Source organism: Pseudomonas sp. NPDC089396, from assembly GCF_044749545.1.
Lineage (GTDB): Bacteria > Pseudomonadota > Gammaproteobacteria > Pseudomonadales > Pseudomonadaceae > Aquipseudomonas.
This window is the reverse complement of record NZ_JBIVIC010000005.1, coordinates 194,052-214,619: the sequence shown is the minus strand read 5'-3', so window position 1 is coordinate 214,619 and position 20,568 is coordinate 194,052. Positions and strand designations below refer to the sequence as shown.

23 protein-coding genes are annotated in these 20,568 nt (G+C 64.2%); 20 read left to right on the top strand and 3 right to left on the bottom strand.

Annotated elements, in window-relative coordinates; genetic code table 11:
- Positions 1-33 precede the first annotated feature (33 nt).
- The 10 genes from pyrR (at position 34) to ACIPZB_RS11235 (ending at position 10,903) form a co-directional block, all read left to right on the top strand.
- On the top strand, positions 34-552 hold the full coding sequence (pyrR, locus tag ACIPZB_RS11280; RefSeq protein ID WP_008099989.1) for a bifunctional pyr operon transcriptional regulator/uracil phosphoribosyltransferase PyrR: 519 nt from the start codon (positions 34-36) through the stop codon (positions 550-552).
- Positions 553-565: 13 nt separating this feature from the next.
- Positions 566-1,570: an aspartate carbamoyltransferase catalytic subunit gene (locus tag ACIPZB_RS11275; RefSeq protein WP_008099987.1), complete on the top strand. Its 1,005-nt coding sequence runs from the start codon at positions 566-568 to the stop codon at positions 1,568-1,570.
- A complete protein-coding gene (locus ACIPZB_RS11270) occupies positions 1,567-2,838 on the top strand; it encodes a dihydroorotase (RefSeq protein WP_400640253.1) in 1,272 nt (423 codons plus the stop codon). The genes ACIPZB_RS11275 and ACIPZB_RS11270 overlap by 4 nt, the downstream gene beginning before the upstream one ends.
- Positions 2,839-3,094: 256 nt before the next feature.
- Positions 3,095-3,625 (top strand): ATP-dependent protease subunit HslV, encoded by a 531-nt coding sequence (gene hslV / locus ACIPZB_RS11265; RefSeq protein WP_012312406.1) that lies wholly within the window; start codon positions 3,095-3,097, stop codon positions 3,623-3,625.
- A gap of 78 nt (positions 3,626-3,703) precedes the next feature.
- On the top strand, positions 3,704-5,047 hold the full coding sequence (gene hslU / locus ACIPZB_RS11260) for an ATP-dependent protease ATPase subunit HslU (RefSeq protein WP_008099980.1): 1,344 nt from the start codon (positions 3,704-3,706) through the stop codon (positions 5,045-5,047).
- Positions 5,048-5,223: 176 nt separating this feature from the next.
- Positions 5,224-5,601 carry a gamma-butyrobetaine hydroxylase-like domain-containing protein gene (locus ACIPZB_RS11255; protein ID WP_400640252.1) on the top strand — a complete coding sequence of 126 codons (378 nt, stop codon included), beginning with the start codon at positions 5,224-5,226 and terminating at the stop codon, positions 5,599-5,601.
- 352 nt (positions 5,602-5,953) lie between these two features.
- Complete coding sequence (gene phaC, locus ACIPZB_RS11250; protein WP_400640251.1) at positions 5,954-7,633, top strand: class II poly(R)-hydroxyalkanoic acid synthase; 1,680 nt, start codon at positions 5,954-5,956, stop codon at positions 7,631-7,633.
- A gap of 64 nt (positions 7,634-7,697) precedes the next feature.
- Complete coding sequence (gene phaZ, locus ACIPZB_RS11245; RefSeq protein WP_008099974.1) at positions 7,698-8,549, top strand: poly(3-hydroxyalkanoate) depolymerase; 852 nt, start codon at positions 7,698-7,700, stop codon at positions 8,547-8,549.
- 42 nt (positions 8,550-8,591) lie between these two features.
- Entirely contained in the window at positions 8,592-10,274 is a 1,683-nt protein-coding gene (gene phaC, locus ACIPZB_RS11240; RefSeq protein ID WP_400640250.1) for a class II poly(R)-hydroxyalkanoic acid synthase, read from the top strand.
- Positions 10,275-10,288: 14 nt separating this feature from the next.
- A complete protein-coding gene (locus ACIPZB_RS11235; protein WP_400640422.1) occupies positions 10,289-10,903 on the top strand; it encodes a TetR/AcrR family transcriptional regulator in 615 nt (204 codons plus the stop codon).
- 177 nt (positions 10,904-11,080) lie between these two features.
- Here ACIPZB_RS11235 and ACIPZB_RS11230 read toward each other — a convergent pair whose 3' ends face one another.
- From ACIPZB_RS11230 to ACIPZB_RS11220, 3 genes are all read right to left on the bottom strand, one after another.
- Positions 11,081-11,827 carry a phasin family protein gene (locus ACIPZB_RS11230; protein WP_400640249.1) on the bottom strand — a complete coding sequence of 249 codons (747 nt, stop codon included), beginning with the start codon at positions 11,825-11,827 and terminating at the stop codon, positions 11,081-11,083.
- Positions 11,828-11,837: 10 nt separating this feature from the next.
- A complete protein-coding gene (locus ACIPZB_RS11225) occupies positions 11,838-12,269 on the bottom strand; it encodes a phasin family protein (RefSeq protein WP_400640248.1) in 432 nt (143 codons plus the stop codon).
- A 106-nt stretch (positions 12,270-12,375) separates the two neighbouring features.
- A complete protein-coding gene (locus tag ACIPZB_RS11220) occupies positions 12,376-12,651 on the bottom strand; it encodes a polyhydroxyalkanoic acid system family protein (protein ID WP_008096120.1) in 276 nt (91 codons plus the stop codon).
- A 124-nt stretch (positions 12,652-12,775) separates the two neighbouring features.
- Between ACIPZB_RS11220 and ubiE the strand changes: the two genes are divergently transcribed.
- The 10 genes from ubiE (at position 12,776) to ACIPZB_RS11170 (ending at position 20,554) form a co-directional block, all read left to right on the top strand.
- Positions 12,776-13,546, top strand: a complete 771-nt coding sequence (gene ubiE, locus ACIPZB_RS11215; RefSeq protein WP_008096122.1) for a bifunctional demethylmenaquinone methyltransferase/2-methoxy-6-polyprenyl-1,4-benzoquinol methylase UbiE — start codon at positions 12,776-12,778, stop codon at positions 13,544-13,546.
- Positions 13,546-14,169, top strand: coding sequence for an SCP2 domain-containing protein (locus tag ACIPZB_RS11210; RefSeq protein WP_008096123.1), 624 nt, complete (start codon positions 13,546-13,548; stop codon positions 14,167-14,169). Before ubiE ends, ACIPZB_RS11210 begins: the two co-directional genes overlap by 1 nt.
- A complete protein-coding gene (gene ubiB, locus ACIPZB_RS11205) occupies positions 14,166-15,788 on the top strand; it encodes a ubiquinone biosynthesis regulatory protein kinase UbiB (RefSeq protein ID WP_400640247.1) in 1,623 nt (540 codons plus the stop codon). The genes ACIPZB_RS11210 and ubiB overlap by 4 nt, the downstream gene beginning before the upstream one ends.
- 73 nt (positions 15,789-15,861) lie before the next feature.
- Positions 15,862-16,254: a phosphoribosyl-AMP cyclohydrolase gene (gene hisI, locus ACIPZB_RS11200; protein ID WP_008096127.1), complete on the top strand. Its 393-nt coding sequence runs from the start codon at positions 15,862-15,864 to the stop codon at positions 16,252-16,254.
- 1 nt (position 16,255) lies between these two features.
- Positions 16,256-16,591 (top strand): phosphoribosyl-ATP diphosphatase, encoded by a 336-nt coding sequence (locus tag ACIPZB_RS11195; RefSeq protein ID WP_400640246.1) that lies wholly within the window; start codon positions 16,256-16,258, stop codon positions 16,589-16,591.
- A 166-nt stretch (positions 16,592-16,757) separates the two neighbouring features.
- Positions 16,758-17,045 (top strand): twin-arginine translocase TatA/TatE family subunit, encoded by a 288-nt coding sequence (locus ACIPZB_RS11190; protein WP_016395361.1) that lies wholly within the window; start codon positions 16,758-16,760, stop codon positions 17,043-17,045.
- Between the two features lie 3 nt (positions 17,046-17,048).
- A complete protein-coding gene (tatB, locus tag ACIPZB_RS11185) occupies positions 17,049-17,399 on the top strand; it encodes a Sec-independent protein translocase protein TatB (protein WP_008096133.1) in 351 nt (116 codons plus the stop codon).
- The gene (gene tatC, locus ACIPZB_RS11180) at positions 17,396-18,187 is read left to right on the top strand and encodes a twin-arginine translocase subunit TatC (RefSeq protein ID WP_400640245.1); all 792 of its coding nucleotides are present in this window, start codon (positions 17,396-17,398) and stop codon (positions 18,185-18,187) included. Before tatB ends, tatC begins: the two co-directional genes overlap by 4 nt.
- The gene (locus ACIPZB_RS11175; RefSeq protein WP_400640244.1) at positions 18,184-18,891 is read left to right on the top strand and encodes a 16S rRNA (uracil(1498)-N(3))-methyltransferase; all 708 of its coding nucleotides are present in this window, start codon (positions 18,184-18,186) and stop codon (positions 18,889-18,891) included. The genes tatC and ACIPZB_RS11175 overlap by 4 nt, the downstream gene beginning before the upstream one ends.
- Positions 18,892-18,991: 100 nt before the next feature.
- Entirely contained in the window at positions 18,992-20,554 is a 1,563-nt protein-coding gene (locus ACIPZB_RS11170) for a methyl-accepting chemotaxis protein (protein ID WP_400640243.1), read from the top strand.
- Positions 20,555-20,568 lie beyond the last annotated feature (14 nt).

Below are 20,568 nucleotides of genomic sequence, written 5' to 3'. Positions count from 1 at the left end.
AGGGGCCAACCCGGCGCCCTCAGGAGACACGCAATGAGCCTACCCAATCCCGCCGACCTGATCCGGCAGATGGCTGTCGACCTTCGCGCCCATCTGGCCCGCCGCGGCATCACCGAGCCACGCTTCATCGGCATCCGCACCGGCGGTGTCTGGGTAGCCCAGGCCCTGCAGGCGGAAATGGCCGATAGCAGCCCGCTGGGCACCCTTGACGTCTCCTTCTACCGCGACGACTTCAGCCAGAACGGCCTGCACCCGCAAGTGCGCCCCTCGGAGCTGCCATTCGAAGTCGAAGGCCAGCACCTGGTGCTGATCGATGACGTGCTGATGAGCGGTCGCACCATCCGCGCCGCGCTCAACGAACTGTTCGACTACGGGCGCCCGGCCAGCGTGACGCTGGTCTGCCTGCTCGACCTGGATGCCGGCGAACTACCGATCCGCCCCAACGTGCTTGGCGCCACGCTGTCGCTGGCCGCCCATGAACGGGTAAAATTGACCGGACCCGCACCGCTCGCCCTCGAGCGCCAGGACCTCGCCACCGCTTCCGCCCTTTAAGAGTCCCCTCGCGATGACGCCAATCGACGCCAAGCGCCCGCTGCAGCTCAATGACCAGGGCCAGCTGCGCCACTTCCTCTCGCTCGACGGTTTGCCCCGCGAACTGCTCACCGAGATCCTCGACACCGCCGACTCGTTCCTCGAAGTCGGCGCCCGGGCCGTGAAGAAAGTCCCGTTGCTGCGCGGCAAGACCGTGTGCAACGTGTTCTTCGAGAACTCGACCCGTACCCGTACCACCTTCGAACTGGCCGCCCAGCGCCTGTCGGCCGACGTGATCAGCCTGAACGTGTCGACCTCCTCGACCAGCAAGGGCGAGACCCTGTTCGACACCCTGCGCAACCTCGAAGCCATGGCCGCCGACATGTTCGTAGTGCGCCACTCCGACTCCGGTGCTGCGCACTTCATCGCCGAGCACGTGTGCCCGGACGTCGCGGTGATCAACGGCGGTGACGGCCGCCATGCGCACCCGACCCAGGGCATGCTCGACATGCTGACCATCCGCCGCCACAAAGGCAGTTTCGAAAACCTGTCGGTCGCGATCGTCGGCGATATCCTGCATTCGCGCGTGGCCCGTTCCGACATGCTGGCGCTCAAGGCGCTGGGTTGCCCGGACATCCGCGTGATCGGCCCGAAAACCCTGATTCCGATCGGTATCGAGCAATACGGCGTGAAGGTCTACACCGACCTCGCCGAAGGCCTGAAGGACGTCGACGTGGTGATCATGCTGCGCCTGCAGCGTGAGCGCATGGCCGGTGGCCTGCTGCCCAGCGAAGGCGAGTTCTACCGCCTGTTCGGCCTGACCACCGCGCGCCTGGCCGGCGCCAAGCCCGACGCCATCGTCATGCATCCTGGGCCGATCAACCGCGGCGTGGAGATCGAGTCGGCCGTGGCCGACGGCAAACACTCGGTGATCCTCAACCAGGTCACCTACGGTATCGCCGTGCGCATGGCCGTGCTGTCCATGGCCATGAGCGGACAGAACGCGCAACGTCAATTCGACCAGGAGAACGCCCAGTGACCCTCAGCATTCTTGGCGCCCGGGTCATCGACCCCAAGACCGGCCTGGACCAGATTACCGACCTGCACCTGGATGGCGGTCGCATTGCCGCCATCGGCGCGGCCCCGGCGGGTTTCAGTGCCAACCGCACGATCCAGGCCGACGGCCTGATCGCCGCACCGGGCCTGGTCGACGTTGGCGTTTCCCTGCGCGAGCCGGGCTACAGCCGCAAGGGCACCATTGCCAGCGAAACCCGCGCGGCCGTGGCCGGTGGGGTCACCAGCCTGTGCTGCCCGCCGCAGACCAAGCCGGTGCTGGACACCTCGGCAGTGGCCGAGCTGATCCTCGACCGCGCCCGTGAAGCAGGCAACAGCAAGGTCTACCCGATCGGCGCCCTGACCAAGGGCCTGGAAGGCGAGCAACTGGCGGAGCTGGTGGCCCTGCGCGACACCGGTTGCGTGGCCTTCGGCAACGGCCTCAAGGAAATCCCCAACAACCGTACCCTGGCACGCGCTCTGGAATACGCCGCCACGTTCGATCTGACCGTGGTGTTCCACTCCCAGGACCGCGACCTGGCCCAGGGCGGCCTGGCCCACGAAGGCGCCATGGCCAGCTTCCTCGGCCTGCCCGGCATCCCCGAAACCGCCGAAACCGTGGCCCTGGCGCGCAACCTGCTGCTGGTCGAACAGAGCGGCGTGCGCGCCCACTTCAGCCAGATCACCAGCGCCCGAGGCGCACGGATGATTGCCCAGGCCCAGGAACTGGGGCTGCCGGTGACCGCCGATGTGGCCCTGTACCAGCTGATCCTCACCGACGAGTCGTTGCGCGAGTTCTCGAGTCTCTACCACGTGCAGCCGCCACTGCGTACCGCTACCGACCGCGACGGCCTGCGCGAAGCGGTCAAGTCGGGCGTGATCCAGGCGATTTCCAGCCATCACCAGCCCCACGAGCGCGATGCCAAGCTGGCCCCGTTCGGCGCCACGGAACCTGGCATCAGCAGTGTCGAGTTGCTGCTGCCGCTGGCCATGACCCTGGTCGACGATGGCCTGCTCGACCTGCCTACGCTGCTGGCGCGTTTGACCAGTGGCCCGGCTGCGGCCCTGCGCCTGCCGGCGGGTGAACTGAAGGTGGGTGGCGCGGCCGACCTGGTGCTGTTCGATGCCAAGGCCTCGACGGTGGCGGGCGAGCAGTGGTTCTCGCGCGGCGACAACTGCCCGTTCATCGGTCACTGCCTGCCGGGTGCGGTGCGTTATACCTTGGTCGATGGGCATGTCTGCCACGAGGGCTGAGTAGACACGCTTCTCGTTATGTAGGAGCGGCCTTGTGTCGCGAAAGGGCTGCGAAGCGGCCCCGGGATCTGCGCCTCCCCGCACAGATTGCTGGGGCCGCTTTGCGGCCCTTTCGCGACGCAAGGCCGCTCCTACAACGGTTGTGCTCGACCTCAAGTAACAACAACCATTCATCCCCCCCGGTTGAAATCCTTCCCCCCACCCCCATATGAGTCTGCATCAGGCATTTTCGCCCCGCTGCGTGGAGACTCTCCCCTTGACCACCATCGTTTCTGTCCGCCGTCACGGCAAAGTCGTCATGGGCGGCGACGGCCAGGTATCCCTCGGCAACACCGTCATGAAAGGCAACGCCAAGAAGGTCCGTCGCCTGTACAACGGTGAAGTCATCGCCGGTTTCGCCGGCGCCACCGCCGACGCGTTCACCCTGTTCGAGCGCTTCGAAGCGCAACTGCAGAAACACTCCGGTCACCTGGTGCGCGCCGCCGTCGAGCTGGCCAAAGAGTGGCGTACCGACCGTTCCCTGAGCCGCCTGGAAGCCATGCTGGCAGTCGCCAACAAGGACGCCTCCTTGATCATCACCGGCAACGGCGATGTGGTCGAGCCAGAAGACGGCCTGATCGCCATGGGTTCCGGTGGCGCCTACGCCCAGGCCGCAGCCCGCGCCCTGCTGAACAAGACCGACCTGTCGGCGCGTGAAATCGCCGAAACTGCCCTGAACATCGCGGGCGATATCTGCGTGTTCACCAACCACAACCTGACCATCGAGGAGCAGGACCTGGCCGAGTGATCAGCTGTTCTGGCGCCCCATCCCGGTGATGGGGCTTTTCCACGCTGACACCACTCCGTCCAAGGACCATTTTTGATCATGTCCATGACCCCCCGCGAGATCGTCCACGAACTCAACCGCCACATCATCGGCCAGGACGACGCCAAGCGCGCCGTGGCCATTGCCCTACGCAACCGCTGGCGGCGCATGCAGTTGCCTGCCGAGCTGCGTGTCGAGGTAACCCCGAAGAACATCCTGATGATCGGCCCCACCGGCGTCGGCAAGACCGAAATCGCCCGTCGCCTTGCCAAGCTGGCCAATGCGCCGTTCATCAAGGTCGAAGCGACCAAGTTCACCGAAGTGGGCTATGTCGGCCGCGATGTCGAATCGATCATCCGCGACCTGGCCGACGCCGCGATGAAGATGCTGCGTGAGCAGGAAATCGTCCGCGTGCGCCACCGCGCCGAAGATGCCGCCGAAGACCGCATCCTCGACGCCCTGCTGCCGCAGGCGCGGGTGACCAGCTTCAGCGAGGAAGCCGCGCAGACCAGCAGCGACTCCAACACCCGCCAGCTGTTCCGCAAGCGCCTGCGTGAAGGCCAGCTGGACGACAAGGAAATCGAGATCGAAGTCGCCGAGAACATGGGCGTCGAGATCGCCGCGCCACCCGGCATGGAAGAGATGACCAACCAGCTGCAGAGCCTGTTCGCCAACATGGGCAAGGGCAAGCGCAAGGCCCGCAAGCTCAAGGTCAAGGACGCGCTGAAGATGGTTCGCGATGAAGAAGCGAGCCGTCTGGTCAATGAGGAAGAGCTCAAGGCCAAGGCCCTGGAAGCTGTCGAGCAACACGGCATCGTGTTCATCGACGAAATCGACAAGGTGGCCAAGCGTGGCAACGTTGGCGGCGCCGATGTGTCCCGCGAAGGCGTGCAGCGCGACCTGCTGCCGCTGATCGAAGGCTGCACCGTCAATACCAAGCTGGGCATGGTCAAGACCGACCACATCCTGTTCATCGCTTCCGGTGCGTTCCACCTGAGCAAGCCAAGCGACCTGGTGCCTGAACTGCAGGGCCGTCTGCCGATCCGCGTCGAACTCAAGGCGCTGACCCCGGAAGACTTCGAGCGCATCCTGCAGGAGCCGCATGCTTCGCTGACCGAACAGTACCGCGAGCTGCTCAAGACCGAAGGGCTGAACATCGAGTTCCAGGCCGACGGTATCAAGCGCCTGGCCGAGATCGCCTACCAGGTCAACGAGAAGACCGAGAACATTGGTGCCCGCCGCCTGCACACCCTGCTGGAGCGACTGCTCGAAGAGGTGTCGTTCAGTGCCGGTGACCTGGCCAGTGCCCATGATGAAACGCCGATTCAGATCGATGCGGCTTATGTGAACGGCCACCTTGGTGAGCTGGCGCAGAACGAAGACCTGTCGCGTTACATCCTGTAAGACCTTAGGGGGCCGCTTTGCGGCCCAATCGCCGGCAAGCCGGCTCCCACATTGGCTGCAGCGCTGCAGAACCCTGTGGGAGCCGGCTTGCCGGCGATTGGGCTGCGCAGCAGCCCCTTGCGCATTAACCCGAATCGCTCGAAGCTTGCACAATCAGCTCCCGAGAGATTCAGCCCATGGCCCGCCTGCCCACCGCCATCAATTTGCACAAAGCTTCTAAAACCCTCAGCCTCACCTACGCCCCCGGCGAGGTCTACCACCTGCCCGCCGAATTCCTCCGCGTGCACTCCCCCTCCGCCGAGGTCCAGGGCCACGGTAATCCCATCCTGCAATTCGGCAAGATCAATGTCGGCCTTGCCGGCCTGGAACCTGCCGGTCAATACGCACTAAAACTGATCTTCGACGACGGCCATGACAGTGGTTTGTTCACCTGGGAGTACCTGGAACAGCTGTGCCTGCGACAGCAACCGCTCTGGGACGAGTATCTCGACGAGCTGCACAAGGCCGGCAAATCCCGCGACCCCGCCGAAGCCGTCGTCAAGCTGATGCTCTAGCTCGGGCCTCTCAGCGTTTAGAGCGCATTTTCTAATCTCATCTGTTTGAATGCCCTATAGACAGCTCGAAAATGGGCTGTCTTGCGCATTACTTGAAAGTCGGGTAACCAATGGTGCTGGCAAGGTCCCTGCATCGTTATCAAGGCAATCAGGGCATGGCCGGTTTGTACAAGTCGCGAGCGAAAGCAGGCAGTCTTCACACGCAGATTCCCCCGCAGCTCATCGCCGAATGCATCCGGCCGGCAGCACCGCTGTTTCTTATCACTGGTCACCCGAGTAGCAGTACCGGGCTGTCGACTGTGCACGTGCCACAGCAAACCGGTACTCGTCTCAGGACAACGGAGCGTCGTAGATGAGTAGCAAGAACAACGATGAGTTGCAGCGGCAAGCCTCGGATAACACCTTGGGGCTTAACCCGGTCATCGGCATTCGCCGCAAGGATCTGCTGAGCTCAGCGCGGACCGTACTGCGTCAGGCCATGCGCCAGCCGCTGCACAGTGCCAAGCACGTGGCGCACTTCGGCCTGGAGCTGAAGAACGTGCTGCTGGGCAAATCCACCCTGGCCCCGGCAGGCGACGACCGTCGCTTCAACGACCCGGCCTGGAGCAAGAACCCGCTTTACCGCCGCTACCTGCAGACCTACCTGGCCTGGCGCCATGAGCTGCAGGACTGGATCGGCAACAGCGACCTGTCACCTCAGGACATCAGCCGCGGCCAGTTCGTCATCAACCTGCTCACCGAAGCCATGGCGCCGACCAACACCCTGTCCAACCCGGCAGCGGTCAAGCGCTTCTTCGAAACCGGCGGCAAGAGCCTGCTCGACGGCCTGTCCAACCTGGCCAAGGACCTGGTCAACAACGGCGGCATGCCCAGCCAGGTCAACATGGAAGCCTTCGAAGTGGGCAAGAACCTCGGCACCACGGAAGGTGCTGTGGTGTACCGCAACGATGTGCTGGAACTGATCCAGTACAGCCCCATCACCGAACAGGTACATGCCCGCCCGTTGCTGGTGGTTCCTCCCCAGATCAACAAGTTCTACGTCTTCGACCTGAGCCCGGAGAAGAGCCTGGCGCGCTTCTCCCTCCGCTCGCAGCAACAGACTTTCATCATCAGCTGGCGCAACCCGACCAAGGCCCAACGCGAATGGGGCCTGTCGACCTACATCGATGCGCTCAAGGAAGCGGTCGACGCGGTGCTGGCGATCACCGGCAGCAAAGACCTGAACATCCTCGGCGCCTGCTCCGGCGGCATCACCTGCACCGCGCTGGCCGGCCACTACGCCGCACTGGGCGAGAACAAGGTCAACACCCTGACCCTGCTGGTCAGCGTGCTCGACACCACCATGAACACCGATGTCTCTCTGTTCGTCGACGAGCAGACCCTCGAGTCGGCCAAGCGCCACTCCTACCAGGCCGGCGTGCTCGAAGGCAGCGACATGGCCAGGGTGTTCGCCTGGATGCGCCCCAACGACCTGATCTGGAACTACTGGGTCAACAACTACCTGCTCGGCAATGAGCCACCGGTGTTCGACATCCTGTTCTGGAACAACGACACCACGCGCTTGCCGGCCGCCTTCCACGGCGACCTGATCGAGCTGTTCAAGAACAACCCACTGACCCGCGCCAATGCCCTGGAAGTGTGCGGCACCCCCATCGACCTGCAGAACGTCAAGTGCGACATCTTCAGCGTTGCCGGCACCACCGACCACATCACCCCCTGGCAATCGTGCTACCGCTCGGCGCACCTGTTCGGTGGCAAGATCGAGTTCGTGCTGTCCAACAGCGGCCACATCCAGAGCATCCTCAACCCACCCGGCAACCCCAAGGCACGTTACATGACCGGTGCCGACCGCCCGGGCGATCCCGTCGCCTGGCAGGAAAACGCCGACAAGCACGCCGATTCCTGGTGGCTGCACTGGCAAAACTGGCTGGGCGAACGTGCTGGCGACCTGAAAAAAGCGCCGACCCGCCTGGGCAACCGCGCCTACGCCGCTGGCGAGGCCGCGCCGGGAACCTACGTTCACGAACGTTGAGTTGTAACGCCGTGGCCGCCCACTGGCGCGCCACGGTGCTTATTGACACCACAGAGCCACGCGCATGCCGCAACCCTACAAATTCAGGACCGTCGAGCTGGGTGATCAATCCATCCGCACCGCCGTGCGCCCGGGCAAGCCGCACCTGACACCCTTGCTGATCTTCAACGGCATCGGCGCCAACCTGGAGCTGGTGTTTCCGTTCATCGAAGCGCTGGACCCGGACCTGGAAGTGATTGCCTTCGATGTGCCAGGCGTGGGCGGCTCTTCGACCCCGCGCCATCCTTATCGCTTCCCCGGTCTGGCCAAACTGACCGCGCGCATGCTCGACTATCTGGACTACGGCCAGGTCAACGTCATCGGTGTTTCCTGGGGCGGCGCCCTGGCCCAGCAGTTCGCCCATGACTACCCCGAGCGCTGCAAGAAGCTGGTGCTGGCGGCCACGGCGGCCGGCGCGGTGATGGTGCCGGGCAAGCCCAAGGTGCTGTGGCTGATGGCCAGCCCCAGGCGCTATATCCAGCCGTCCCATGTCATCCGCATCGCCCCGCTGATCTATGGCGGCGGCTTTCGCCGCGACCCGGAGCTTGCCATGCACCACGCGGCCAAGGTGCGCTCCGGCGGCAAGCTGGGCTATTACTGGCAGCTGTTCGCGGGCCTGGGCTGGACCAGCATCCACTGGCTGCACAGGATCCAGCAGCCCACGCTGGTGCTGGCCGGCGACGACGACCCGCTGATCCCGCTGATCAACATGCGCCTGCTGGCCTGGCGAATTCCCAATGCCCAGCTACACATTATCGACGACGGCCACCTGTTCCTGATCACCCGGGCCGAAGCCGTCGCACCGATCATCATGAAGTTTCTCCAGGAAGAACGTCAGCGCGCGGTCATGCATCCGCGCCCCGCCTCCGGCGGTTGATAGTCGCTGCCCGCGAATCTGGTAAGACGAGGGAGTGTTGCCATGAAAGAAAAACCGGACCGAGGAACGACAACGCTTCCCGCCACCAGCATGAACGTGCAGAACGCCATTCTCGGCCTGCGCGGCCGCGACCTGATATCGACACTGCGCAGTGTCGGTCGCCAGAGCTTGCGCAACCCGCTGCTCACGGCGCGGCATCTGCTGGCCCTGAGCGGTCAACTGGGTCGCGTGATGCTGGGTGACACACCCTATCAACCGAACCCGCGTGACAGCCGCTTCGACGACCCTACGTGGAGCCAGAACCCGTTCTACCGGCGCAGCCTGCAGGCGTACATGGCCTGGCAGAAGCAGACCCGCCTGTGGATCGAGGACAGCCACCTGAAGGACGACGACCGGGCCCGTGCGCATTTCCTGTTCAACCTGATCAACGATGCCCTGGCGCCCAGCAACTCGCTGCTCAACCCGCTGGCGGTCAAGGAGCTGTTCAACACCGGAGGGCAGAGCCTGGTGCGCGGCGTAGCCCACCTGCTCGACGACTTGCGCCACAACGACGGCTTGCCGCGTCAGGTCGATGAAGGCGCCTTCGAGGTTGGCGGCAATCTGGCAGCCACCCCAGGCGCTGTGGTGTTTCGCAACGAGCTGCTGGAACTGATCCAGTACAAACCGATGAGTGAAAAACAGCACGCCCGGCCCTTGCTGGTGGTGCCGCCGCAAATCAACAAGTTCTACATCTTCGACATGCAGCCGACCAACAGCTTCGTCCAGTACATGCTCAAGAACGGTTTGCAGGTGTTCATGGTCAGCTGGCGCAACCCGGACCCACGCCACCGCGAATGGGGTTTGTCGAGCTATGTGGAGGCCCTGGAAGAGGCACTCAACGCCTGCCGCAGCATCAGCGGCAACCGTGACCCCAACCTGATGGGCGCCTGTGCGGGCGGCCTGACCATGGCCGCGCTGCAAGGCCACCTGCAGGCCAAACACCAGCTGCGCCGAGTGCGCAGCGCCACCTACCTGGTGAGCCTGCTCGACAGTCAGTTCGAAAGCCCTGCCAGCCTGTTCGCCGACGAGCAGACCATCGAAGCCGCCAAGCGCCGCTCGTATCAGCGCGGTGTGCTCGATGGCGCCGAGGTGGCGCGGATCTTCGCCTGGATGAGGCCCAACGACCTGATCTGGAACTACTGGGTCAACAACTACCTGCTGGGCAAGACACCACCGGCGTTCGACATCCTCTACTGGAATGCCGACAGCACCCGCCTGCCGGCCGCCCTGCATGGCGATCTGCTGGATTTCTTCAAGCACAACCCGCTGGCCCACCCGACCGGACTGGAAGTGTGCGGCACGCCCATCGACCTCAAGCAGGTCGACCTGGACAGCTTCACCGTGGCCGGCAGCAACGACCACATCACGCCGTGGGATGCGGTGTACCGCTCGGCCTTGCTGTTGGGCGGCGAGCGGCGTTTCGTGTTGTCCAACAGCGGCCACATCCAGAGCATCATCAACCCGCCCGGCAATCCCAAGTCCTATTACCTGGACAACCCCAAGCTGTCGGGCGACCCCCGTGCCTGGTTCCATGATGCGAAGCGCAGCGACGGCAGCTGGTGGCCCTTGTGGCTGGAGTGGATCACGCCGCGCTCCGGCCCGCTCAAGGCGCCGCGCCTGGAGCTGGGCAACGCAACCTACCCACCGCTGGGCCCCGCGCCAGGCACCTACGTCCTGACTCGATGAGCACCACTGCCCGGATGAAAACCCGCGACCGTATCCTTGAATGTGCCCTGCAGCTGTTCAACCAGCAGGGCGAACCCAATGTCTCGACCCTTGAGATTGCCAACGAACTGGGAATCAGCCCTGGCAACCTCTACTACCACTTCCACGGCAAGGAGCCGCTGGTAAACGGCCTGTTCGAGCGTTTCGAAGAATCGCTGATGCCATTGCTCGACCCGCCCCTGGGGGTGCGCCTGGGTGCCGAAGATTACTGGCTGTTCTTGCACCTGATCGTCGAGCACATGGCGCAGTACCGCTTCTTGTTCCAGGACTTGTCGAACCTCACCGGGCGCTTGCCCAAGCTGGCCCGAGGCATGCGCAGCCTGATCAATGGGCTCAAGCGTACCTTGGCAGCGTTACTGGCCAGCCTCAAGGCCCAGGGGCAGGTGGTCAGCGAAACGCAGGCATTGGGACAGCTTGTGGAACAGATCACCCTGACGCTGATGTTCTCGCTGGACTATCAACGCGTGCTGGGACGTGAGGGCGATGTGGGGGTCGTGGTGTATCAGGTGATGATGCTGGTGGCACCGCATCTGCAGGAAAAGCCAAGGGCGGCGGCGCAGGAGTTGGCGCAGCGGTATCTGGAGGGTTAGGTAGTCAAGTTTGAGGGGGCTGCGGCTGGCCCCATCGCCGGCAAGCCGGCTCCTACAGGAATCGCGTCAACTTCTGGAAAGTGAGCAAGACCGTTGCTCCCACAGGGACTGCGCTGACATTGAAGCCAGCGCAGTACTTGTGGGAGCCGGCTTGCCGGCGATGGGCGCGACGCGGTATCAGATCAGCGTGGCCGTAACCGGTGCCGAAGGTGCGCTGCTGACCGGAGCCGCGCTTGGCGCCGGTGCTGCGGTAGCAGCCGGGGCGGCGCTGGCGGCAGGAGCTGCCGGTTTGGCCGCTGCAGGTTTGGCCGCTGCAGGTTTGGCCGCAGCAGGCTTGGCCGGCGCTTTCTTCACTGCAGGCTTCTTCGCTGTAGCAGGCTTGGCAGCGGCAGGCTTGGTTGCCGGTTTTGCCGCAGCGGTTTTAGCCGCAGGCTTGGCTGCAGCCTTGGCCAGTGGCTTGGCTGCCGCTTTGCTGGCAGCAGGCTTGGCCGCGGCAGCGCGCGAAGAAATCGGCGTAACCGAAGCGCCGGTCAGCTTCTCGATCTGCTTGGTCAGGCTGTCGACCTGCTGGTGCAGGGCCTTGATCTCGTTGCGGCTTGGCACGCCAAGGCGCGAGATGGCGCTGTTCAGGCGCTTGTCGAAGGCTTCTTCGAGCTCGCTCCACTTGCCCAGGGCACGGTCTTTCACGCCGGACACACGCGAAGTGGTCGAGGACTTGGCATTTTCCGCCACGTCTTCAGCCGTTTTCTTCGCTTGCTTCTCGGCCTTCTCGCCGTCCTTCACCAACGAGTCGAACAGCTTCGGGCCGTCCTGGTCGACCTTGGAATAGATACCCAGCCCCGCCAGCCAGATCTTGCGCGAGTACTTCTCGATCCCGCCGATCCAGGAGCTGCTTTCTTTGTCGGAATTCTTCTTGCCAGCCATCCTGCTCTCCTTATGGTTTGTGCGCGACACGCTCAAGCAGCTCATGCAGCTGTTCAAGCTTGATGGACAACGCTTCAACGTCATGTTTAGACGGAATGCCGAGGCGATTCAAGGCGCGACCGACCCGTGCGTCGAAAGCCTTTTCGATCTTGTCGAGTTGGATCTCGACCTTGCCACGTACACGGCTGACTTCCTGGGTAACTTCCTCGGTGGCTTCGTCGATCTGGTTGTTGGCGGCATCGAGGTCCTGTTCGATGCGTTTCTTGCCACGCTTCTCGACACCTTCACCGGCTTTTACCAGCTCCTGGAAATACTCGGAGCCTTCGTGGCCGACGCGGGCATACGCGCCAATACCGGCCAGCCAGATCTTGCGCGCATAACCGCGCACTTCGCCCAACGTACTCTGGGCATCATCCTTTTTCTTCACATTCACTTTGGCCATGCTCTGTACCTCATGCTCATGAGTGGAGGGAGGAACCGCCCATGGAGGTTGGGCTTGGAGCATAAGGTAGAGAGGCAAATTAGAATCTTCACCCTAAGGTGTCGGCTCAGGCCAGGGCTTTGTCCAGGGCGCGTTCGATTTCGCCCTTGATGGTGCCGCTCATCATCGACAGCATCATGCCCAGCTTCAGTTCGACGCGAATGCTGTCATCGAAGATCTGCACGCTGCCATTGGCGCCACTGCGCGTCACGTCGACGCGGTCACCGCTCCAGGTGGCCTTGAGGTCGTATTCGCGGGTCAGTTTGTCCACCAGCGCCTCGGCCTTGGCACGGGCGGCTTCGCGGCCGAGGGTGTGTTTGCGTTCGACGCTGATCTGGGTCATGCGGGCAATCCTGGGTATGTAGACATAATTGGCATTATGCCCGCCCCTGCCCTACGGCACACCCCGCCAAGACAAATCCGCCCGTTCGCCCTAGAATGGCGGTAATTTTTTCCGGTGAAGCGATATGAACGACCAGCGCAAAGGCGACCACGCCGAACCCACCACGCATTTTGGCTACAAGGACGTCCCCGAGAGCCAGAAGGCGAAGAAAGTCGCCGAAGTCTTCCACTCGGTGGCCGCCAAGTATGACCTCATGAATGACGTGCTTTCCGGCGGCATGCACCGCCTGTGGAAGCGCTTCACCATCGAGCTGTCGGGCGTGCGCGCCGGCAATCGGGTACTGGACATCGCCGGCGGCACAGGCGACCTGGCCGCCAAGTTCTCGCGCCTGGTCGGCCCGACCGGGCAAGTGGTGCTCGCCGACATCAACGAATCGATGCTCAAGGTTGGCCGTGACCGCCTGCTCGACCGTGGCGTGGCCGGCAACATCGAGTTCGTCCAGGCCGATGCCGAGAAGCTGCCGTTCCCCGACAACCACTTCGACTGCGTGACCATCGCCTTCGGCCTGCGCAACGTCACCCACAAGGACGAAGCCATCCGTTCGATGCTGCGCGTGCTCAAGCCGGGCGGTCGCCTGCTGGTGCTGGAGTTCTCCAAGCCGACCAACAAGCTGATGTCCAAGGCCTACGACGCCTACTCGTTCGCCTTCATGCCACTGGCCGGCAAGCTGATCACCAACGACTCGGAAAGCTACCGTTACCTCGCCGAGTCGATCCGCATGCACCCTGACCAGGAAACCCTCAAGGCCATGATGGTCGATGCCGGCTTCGACCGCGTCACCTACCACAACATGACCAGCGGCATCGTCGCCGTGCACCGGGGAATCAAGCCCTGATGCTGCTGGCAGGGCTGCTCGCCAGCGTCGAACATGGCCTGAACCGCGTCCTGCGCATGGACAGCACGGCGCTGCCGCGTCTGGCTGCGCTGGAAGGCAAGGTCATCGAGATCGATTGCCGCCAGCCGGCCCTGCAGGTCTTCATCCTGCCCGATGAAGAGGGCCTGATGCTCGCCGCCCACTGGCAGGGTGAAGTCGACTGCAGCCTGCGCGCCCCTGCCGGCAGCTTGCTGCAACTGGCTGTGGCCAAGGACAAGACCGGTGTACTGCACACCCCGCAGGTCGAGCTGCATGGCGACAGCGCGGTGCTGCTCGACCTGTTCGGCGTGCTGCAGGACCTGGAGCTGGACTGGGAGCACGAGCTGCAGCGCTGGCTCGGCCCGGTCGCCACGGCGCTGCTCGCCGGCCACGTGCGCCTGCGTGCACGCTGGACCCGCCAGGGCCTGGCGCGCTTTCAGCAGAACCTGTCCGAATACCTGGCCGAAGAATCGCGCACCCTGGTGGGCAAGCGCGAAGCCGAAGCCGCCTTCAGCGAACTCGACAGCCTGAAGGTCGATATAGAACGCCTCGAGGCGCGCCTGCAGCGCCTCTCCCGATCCCTTGATACCAGCGATAACGCATGAAGCTGCTCGCCGTCCGCCGTCTCTTCCGCATCCAGCGCGTGGTGATCCGCTACCGTCTCGATGACCTGCTGTTCGAACTGCCGCTGCCCTGGTGGCTGATGAGCCTGCGCCTGCTCATGCCCTGGCGCTGGCTGCCGCGCAAGCCCTCCGAGCTCAGCCGGGGTGAGCGCCTGCGCCTGGCCCTGCAGGACCTGGGGCCGATCTTCATCAAGTTCGGCCAGTTGCTGTCGACCCGCCGCGACCTGCTGCCCACCGACATCGCCGACGAGCTGATGCGGCTGCAGGACCGCGTGCCACCGTTCGACCCGCAAAAGGCCGTGGCGCTGATCGAGTCGCAGCTTGGCGCCAAGGTCGGCGAAGTGTTCAGCCGCTTCGACGTCGAACCACTGGCCTCGGCCTCGGTGGCCCAGGTGCATGCCGCACGCCTCAAGAGCGGCGAAGAGGTGGTGGTCAAGGTGGTGCGCCCGGGCTTGAAGCCGGTGATCGCCCAGGACCTGGCCTGGTTGTTCCTGATCGCCAAGGCCGCCGAACGGGCCTCGGCCGATGCCCGCCGCCTGCACCCGGTGGAAATCGTCGGCGACTACGAAAAGACCATCTACGACGAGCTCGACCTGCTCCGCGAGGCGGCCAACGCCAGCCAGCTGCGACGCAACTTCGAAGGCTCGGAGCTGATGTACGTGCCGCAGGTGTACTGGGACCACTGCCGTCCCAAGGTGCTGGTGATGGAGCGCATCTACGGCGTGCCGGTCACCGACATGGCGACCCTGGCCGACCAGCGCACCGACATGAAGCTGCTGGCCGAGCGCGGTGTGGAAGTGTTCTTCACCCAGGTGTTCCGCGACAGCTTCTTCCACGCCGACATGCACCCGGGCAATATCTTCGTCAGCACCGTCAAGCCGTGGAGCCCGCAGTACATCGCCATCGACTGCGGCATCGTCGGCAGCCTCACCGCCGAAGACCAGGACTACCTGGCGCGCAACCTGATCGCCTTCTTCAAGCGTGACTACCGCCGCGTCGCCCAGTTGCACATCGACTCGGGCTGGGTGCCGGCGCATACCAAGGTCAACGAGTTCGAAGCGGCGATCCGCACCGTGTGCGAACCGATCTTCGAAAAACCGTTGAAGGACATCTCCTTCGGCCAGGTGCTGATGCGCCTGTTCCAGACCGCTCGGCGCTTCAACATGGAGGTTCAGCCGCAGTTGGTGCTGCTGCAGAAGACCCTGCTCAACATCGAAGGCCTGGGCCGCCAGCTGTACCCCGACCTCGACCTGTGGAGCACTGCCAAGCCCTTCCTGGAACGCTGGATGCGCGATCGCATGAGCCCCAAGGCCGTACTCGGCAACATCTACAGCCAGGCCGAACAGTTGCCGCACCTGGCCGGCATGACCCGCGACCTGCTCGAACGCCTGTCGCAGCCGCACCTGCAAGACCTGCCACTGCCGGAGCGGCGTCGCAACCAGGGCGACCGTTGGGCGCTACGCCTGCTCGGCGCCGGCCTGCTCGGTGGCGGTGCGGTGCTGGCTGCGGGGGCCGCCGAAGCCGCTAGCCTGGCCGCCCCCGCCGCTTGGCCGGCGTGGCTGATGCTGGCCGCCGGCCTGTACCTGATCGTGCGCCAATAGCCAGCCGCGCTGCTGGCTGGCACACTAGCGCAAAGGGCCCGACACAGAAGCGGGCCCGGTTTTGGAGTCGACGATGAAAGACTGGCTGGACGAGATCAAGTGGAACAGCGACGGCCTGGTGCCGGCGATCGCCCAGGACCACAAGACCGGACGCGTACTGATGATGGCCTGGATGAACCGCGAGTCGCTGGCGTTGACCGCCGCCGAGCAACGCGCCATCTACTGGTCGCGTTCGCGTGGCAAGCTGTGGCGCAAGGGCGAGGAATCGGGGCATGTGCAGAAACTGCACGAAATGCGCCTGGACTGCGATGCCGATGTGATCATCCTCTGCGTCGAGCAGCTCGGCCATATCGCCTGCCATACCGGCCGTGAAAGCTGCTTCTACCGCGTCTTCGAAGACGGCCAGTGGAAAACCGTCGACCCGGTGTTGAAAGACCCGGATGCCATCTATAGCGCAGGACACTGACATGAGCGACACCCTCAACCGCCTGGCCGAAGTACTCGAAGCGCGCAAGCACGCAGCGCCCGACAGCTCCTACGTGGCCAGCCTGCACCACAAGGGCCTGAACAAGATCCTCGAGAAGCTCGGCGAAGAGTCGGTCGAGACCATCATTGCCGCCAAGGATGCCGCGGTCAGCCAGGATTACAGCGATGTCATCTATGAAACCGCCGACCTGTGGTTTCATAGCCTGGTCATGCTCAGCGCGCTGGGCCAGCATCCACAAGCCGTACTTGATGAACTGGAGCGCCGTTTCGGCCTCTCCGGGCATGATGAAAAGGCCGCTCGCGCGCCTTCTGTCTGACGTATTCTGGGGGCGCATTGCGCCCCTTTCGCGACGCAAGGCCGCTCCTACAGGCGCCGCGTCGCAAGGTAGATTGGTGACACTGTAGGAGCGGCCTTGTGTCGCGAATGGGCTGCAAAGCAGCCCCAAAACCAGATGACCAACACACATTTTTCAGGAGTACGAAATGGGTATTTTTGACTGGAAACACTGGATCGTCCTGCTGGTTGTCGTGGTCCTGGTCTTCGGCACCAAGAAGCTGAAGAACCTCGGCGGCGACCTGGGCGAATCGATCAAGGGCTTCCGCAAGGCCATGAACGACGAAGAAACCAAGCCGGCCGAGCAGACCCCGCCGCCTGCGCAGCCGATTCCGCCGGTACAGACCACCCAGCAGCAAGCCGCAGCGCCGCAAGCGCAAGGCCACACCATCGAGGGCCAGGCCCAGCCGGTCCAAGAGCCGCAGCGGAAAGACTGAGCCATGTTCGGCATCAGCTTCAGCGAACTGCTGCTCGTCGGCCTGGTAGCCCTGCTGGTGCTCGGCCCCGAGCGCCTGCCTGGCGCCGCGCGTACCGCGGGGCTGTGGATCGGCCGGTTGAAACGCAGCTTCAATGCGATCAAGACGGAGGTCGAGCGCGAAATCGGTGCCGACGACATCCGCCGCCAGCTTCACAACGAGCACATCCTGCAGATGGAGCAAGAAGCCAAGCGCATCCTCAACCCGCTGACGCCGCCTGCCCAGCCGCCTGCCACTGCGCCCACATCAGCAACCGCAGCGCCTGCGGCGACGCCTGAACAGCCCGATCAGCCTCAACCGCCGCGAGCCCCATGAGCGAAATTCCGCAAGACGACCAGCCCATGCCGCTGGTCTCGCACCTGACCGAACTGCGCACCCGCCTGCTGCGCTGCGTGGCGGCCATCTTCCTGATCTTCGCCGGGCTGTTCTCCTTCGCCCAGCAGATCTACACCCTGGTCTCGGCCCCCCTGCGCGCGCACCTGCCGGCCAACGCGACGATGATCGCCACCGACGTGGCCTCGCCGTTCCTGACGCCGTTCAAGCTGACCATGATCGTTTCGCTGTTCCTGGCCATCCCGTTCATCCTGCAGCAGATCTGGGGTTTCATCGCGCCGGGGCTGTACCGCCACGAAAAGCGCATCGCCATCCCGCTGCTGGTGTCGAGCATCCTGTTGTTCTACGCCGGCATGGCGTTCGCCTATTTCCTGGTGTTCCCGCTGATGTTCAGCTTCTTCGCCGCCGCCACCCCGGAAGGCGTGTCGATGATGACCGACATCGCCAGCTACCTCGACTTCGTCATGACCCTGTTCTTCGCCTTCGGCGTCGCCTTCGAAATCCCGGTGGCGGTGGTGCTGCTGGTGTGGATCGGCGTGGTCGATGTGCAGTCCCTGAGGAAGATGCGCCCCTACGTGATCATCGGCTGCTTCGTGGTCGGCATGATCCTTACCCCGCCGGACATCTTCTCCCAGACCTTGCTCGCCGTGCCCATGTGGCTGCTGTTCGAGGTCGGCGTGCTGTGCGGCGGCCTGATCCGCAAGCGCAGCCATGACGCCGATGAAGCCACCGACGACCACAACGACCAGCCGCCTGCGACCCAACCGTGAACCTGTTGCTCCTCGAAGAGGCCGACTTCGTGTCGGCCGACCGCGTCGTCCTCGCTGATCGGCGCTTTACCCACATGCAGGACATCCACCGCGTCGCGGTGGGTGACACGTTGCGGGTGGGCCGCATCAATGGCCTGATGGGCAGCGCCACCGTGGTGCGCCTGGAACAGCACGAAGCCGAGCTTGCAGTCGCCTTCGACCAACAGCCGCCGGCCAAGCTGCCGCTGACCCTGGTGCTGGCCGTGCCGCGCCCGAAGATGCTGCGCCGGCTGTTCCAGACCGTAGCCACCCTGGGCGTGCCACGGCTGATCCTGGTCAACAGCTACAAGGTCGAGAAGAGCTTCTGGCAGACCCCGTTCCTGCAGCCGGAAGCGATCCGCGAAAACCTCATCCTCGGCCTCGAACAGGCCCGTGACACGGTGCTGCCCGAGGTGATCATCGAGAAGCGCTTCAAGCCGTTCGTCGAAGACCGCCTACCGGCCATCGCCGAAGGCAGCCTCGGCCTGGTCGCTCACCCAGGTTCCTACCCCGCTTGCCCGCGTGCCGTCGATGGCCCGGTAACGCTGGCTATCGGCCCTGAAGGCGGCTGGATCCCCTACGAAGTCGAGCTACTGGGCAAGGCAGGTCTTGCGCCTGTGCAGTTGGGCGATCGCATCCTGCGGGTGGAAACCGCCGTCACCGCGTTGCTCTCGCGGATTTTCTGACAGGCGGGTCAACTTTCCCCCATCAAGTTTCCCCGGCCCGAGCCGATGGCCTTGGCAACACAGCAAAATTCCGTGCTGCCAAGTTGCCGGGGAGTCGACAATGTACCAATGGGTATCCCAATCGCTGGGTAATGTGAGCGTCAATCGCAAACTGGGGCTGGGTTTCGGCCTGGTGCTACTGCTGACCCTGGCCATCACCTTGACCGGGTGGATGGGCATGGACAGCATCATCAACCGCGGTGACAAGCTGGGCAATATCTCGGTCATCCAACAATACACCCAGGACCTGCGCATCGCCCGGCAGCACTATGAGCGCAAGCAGGACGCCGCCTCGATCAGCGAGTTGGAGCAGGTCCTGGGCAACCTCGAACGGCAAGTGCAACTGATGCTCGGCCAGATCGAGCAGCCCGCCGATCATCAACGCCTGCAACAGCAGCTCGAAGCCGTGCGCCTCTACCGCCAGGCCTTCAGCGAGCTGAAGCAGGGCCGCGTCGAAGCCGCGCTGCAGGGCATGGCCGAGCAAGGTACCGTGCTGCTGCAGACCAGCCAGGCCATGACCGCTTCGCAAACCCAGGTGCGTGACGAAGGCGCCCGCCAGGCCAAGGCCATGCTCGCCGGTGCCACCGGCCTGGCCATGCTCCTGGGCCTGCTCGCGGCCTGGGCCATCACCCGACAGATCATCATCCCCCTGCGCCAGACCCTGGCCGCCGCCGAGCGCGTGGCCAACGGTGACCTGCGCCAGGACCTGCAGACCACCCGCCGCGACGAGCTGGGCCAGCTGCAGGCGAGCATGCAACGCATGACCCAGGGCCTGCGCGAGCTGATCGGTGGCATCGGCGACGGCGTCACCCAGATCGCCAGCGCTGCCGAAGAACTGTCGGCGGTCACCGAGCAGACCAGTGCCGGGGTCAACAACCAGAAGGTCGAGACCGACCAGGTGGCCACGGCGATGAACGAAATGGCCGCCACCGTGCATGAGGTGGCGCGCAATGCCGAACAGGCCTCCGAGGCGGCGCTGATGGCCGACCAGCAGGCCCGTGAAGGTGATCGCGTGGTCGGCGAGGCGGTGGCGCAGATCGAGCGCCTGGCCAACGAGGTGGTCAACTCCAGCGAAGCGATGAACCAGCTCAAGGCCGAGAGCGACAAGATCGGCAGCGTGCTCGATGTGATCAAGTCGGTGGCTCAGCAAACCAACCTGCTGGCCCTCAATGCCGCTATCGAGGCGGCCCGTGCCGGCGAGGCAGGCCGCGGCTTCGCCGTGGTGGCCGATGAGGTGCGCAGCCTGGCCCAGCGCACCCAGCAGTCCACCGAAGAGATCGAGGAGCTGATTGCCGGCCTGCAGAGCGGTACCCAGCGCGTGGCCAGCGTGATGGACGCCAGCCGCCAGCTCACCGACAGCAGTGTCGAGCTGACCCGCCGCGCAGGGACTTCGCTGGATACCATTACCCGCACGGTGTCGTCGATCCAGGCGATGAACCAGCAGATCGCCACGGCGGCGGAGCAGCAGAGCGCCACGGCCGAGGAGATCAACCGTAGTGTGATGAATGTGCGGGATATTTCCGACCAGACGTCGGCGGCGAGCGAGGAGACGGCCAGCTCCAGCATCGAGCTGGCGCGGCTGGGGACGCATTTGCAGGGGTTGGTGGGGCGGTTCAGGCTCTGAGATCGCAGGGGGCC

Coding starts and splice junctions, on each gene's coding strand:
- pyrR (WP_008099989.1), top strand. CDS start 34: ATGAGCCTACCCAATCCCGCCGACCTGATCCGGCAGATGGCTGTCGAC.
- ACIPZB_RS11275 (WP_008099987.1), top strand. CDS start 566: ATGACGCCAATCGACGCCAAGCGCCCGCTGCAGCTCAATGACCAGGGC.
- hslU (WP_008099980.1), top strand. CDS start 3,704: ATGTCCATGACCCCCCGCGAGATCGTCCACGAACTCAACCGCCACATC.
- ACIPZB_RS11255 (WP_400640252.1), top strand. CDS start 5,224: ATGGCCCGCCTGCCCACCGCCATCAATTTGCACAAAGCTTCTAAAACC.
- phaC (WP_400640251.1), top strand. CDS start 5,954: ATGAGTAGCAAGAACAACGATGAGTTGCAGCGGCAAGCCTCGGATAAC.
- phaZ (WP_008099974.1), top strand. CDS start 7,698: ATGCCGCAACCCTACAAATTCAGGACCGTCGAGCTGGGTGATCAATCC.
- phaC (WP_400640250.1), top strand. CDS start 8,592: ATGAAAGAAAAACCGGACCGAGGAACGACAACGCTTCCCGCCACCAGC.
- ACIPZB_RS11235 (WP_400640422.1), top strand. CDS start 10,289: ATGAAAACCCGCGACCGTATCCTTGAATGTGCCCTGCAGCTGTTCAAC.
- ACIPZB_RS11230 (WP_400640249.1), bottom strand. CDS start 11,827: ATGGCTGGCAAGAAGAATTCCGACAAAGAAAGCAGCTCCTGGATCGGC.
- ACIPZB_RS11225 (WP_400640248.1), bottom strand. CDS start 12,269: ATGGCCAAAGTGAATGTGAAGAAAAAGGATGATGCCCAGAGTACGTTG.
- ACIPZB_RS11220 (WP_008096120.1), bottom strand. CDS start 12,651: ATGACCCAGATCAGCGTCGAACGCAAACACACCCTCGGCCGCGAAGCC.
- ubiE (WP_008096122.1), top strand. CDS start 12,776: ATGAACGACCAGCGCAAAGGCGACCACGCCGAACCCACCACGCATTTT.
- ACIPZB_RS11210 (WP_008096123.1), top strand. CDS start 13,546: ATGCTGCTGGCAGGGCTGCTCGCCAGCGTCGAACATGGCCTGAACCGC.
- ubiB (WP_400640247.1), top strand. CDS start 14,166: ATGAAGCTGCTCGCCGTCCGCCGTCTCTTCCGCATCCAGCGCGTGGTG.
- hisI (WP_008096127.1), top strand. CDS start 15,862: ATGAAAGACTGGCTGGACGAGATCAAGTGGAACAGCGACGGCCTGGTG.
- ACIPZB_RS11195 (WP_400640246.1), top strand. CDS start 16,256: ATGAGCGACACCCTCAACCGCCTGGCCGAAGTACTCGAAGCGCGCAAG.
- ACIPZB_RS11190 (WP_016395361.1), top strand. CDS start 16,758: ATGGGTATTTTTGACTGGAAACACTGGATCGTCCTGCTGGTTGTCGTG.
- tatB (WP_008096133.1), top strand. CDS start 17,049: ATGTTCGGCATCAGCTTCAGCGAACTGCTGCTCGTCGGCCTGGTAGCC.
- tatC (WP_400640245.1), top strand. CDS start 17,396: ATGAGCGAAATTCCGCAAGACGACCAGCCCATGCCGCTGGTCTCGCAC.
- ACIPZB_RS11170 (WP_400640243.1), top strand. CDS start 18,992: ATGTACCAATGGGTATCCCAATCGCTGGGTAATGTGAGCGTCAATCGC.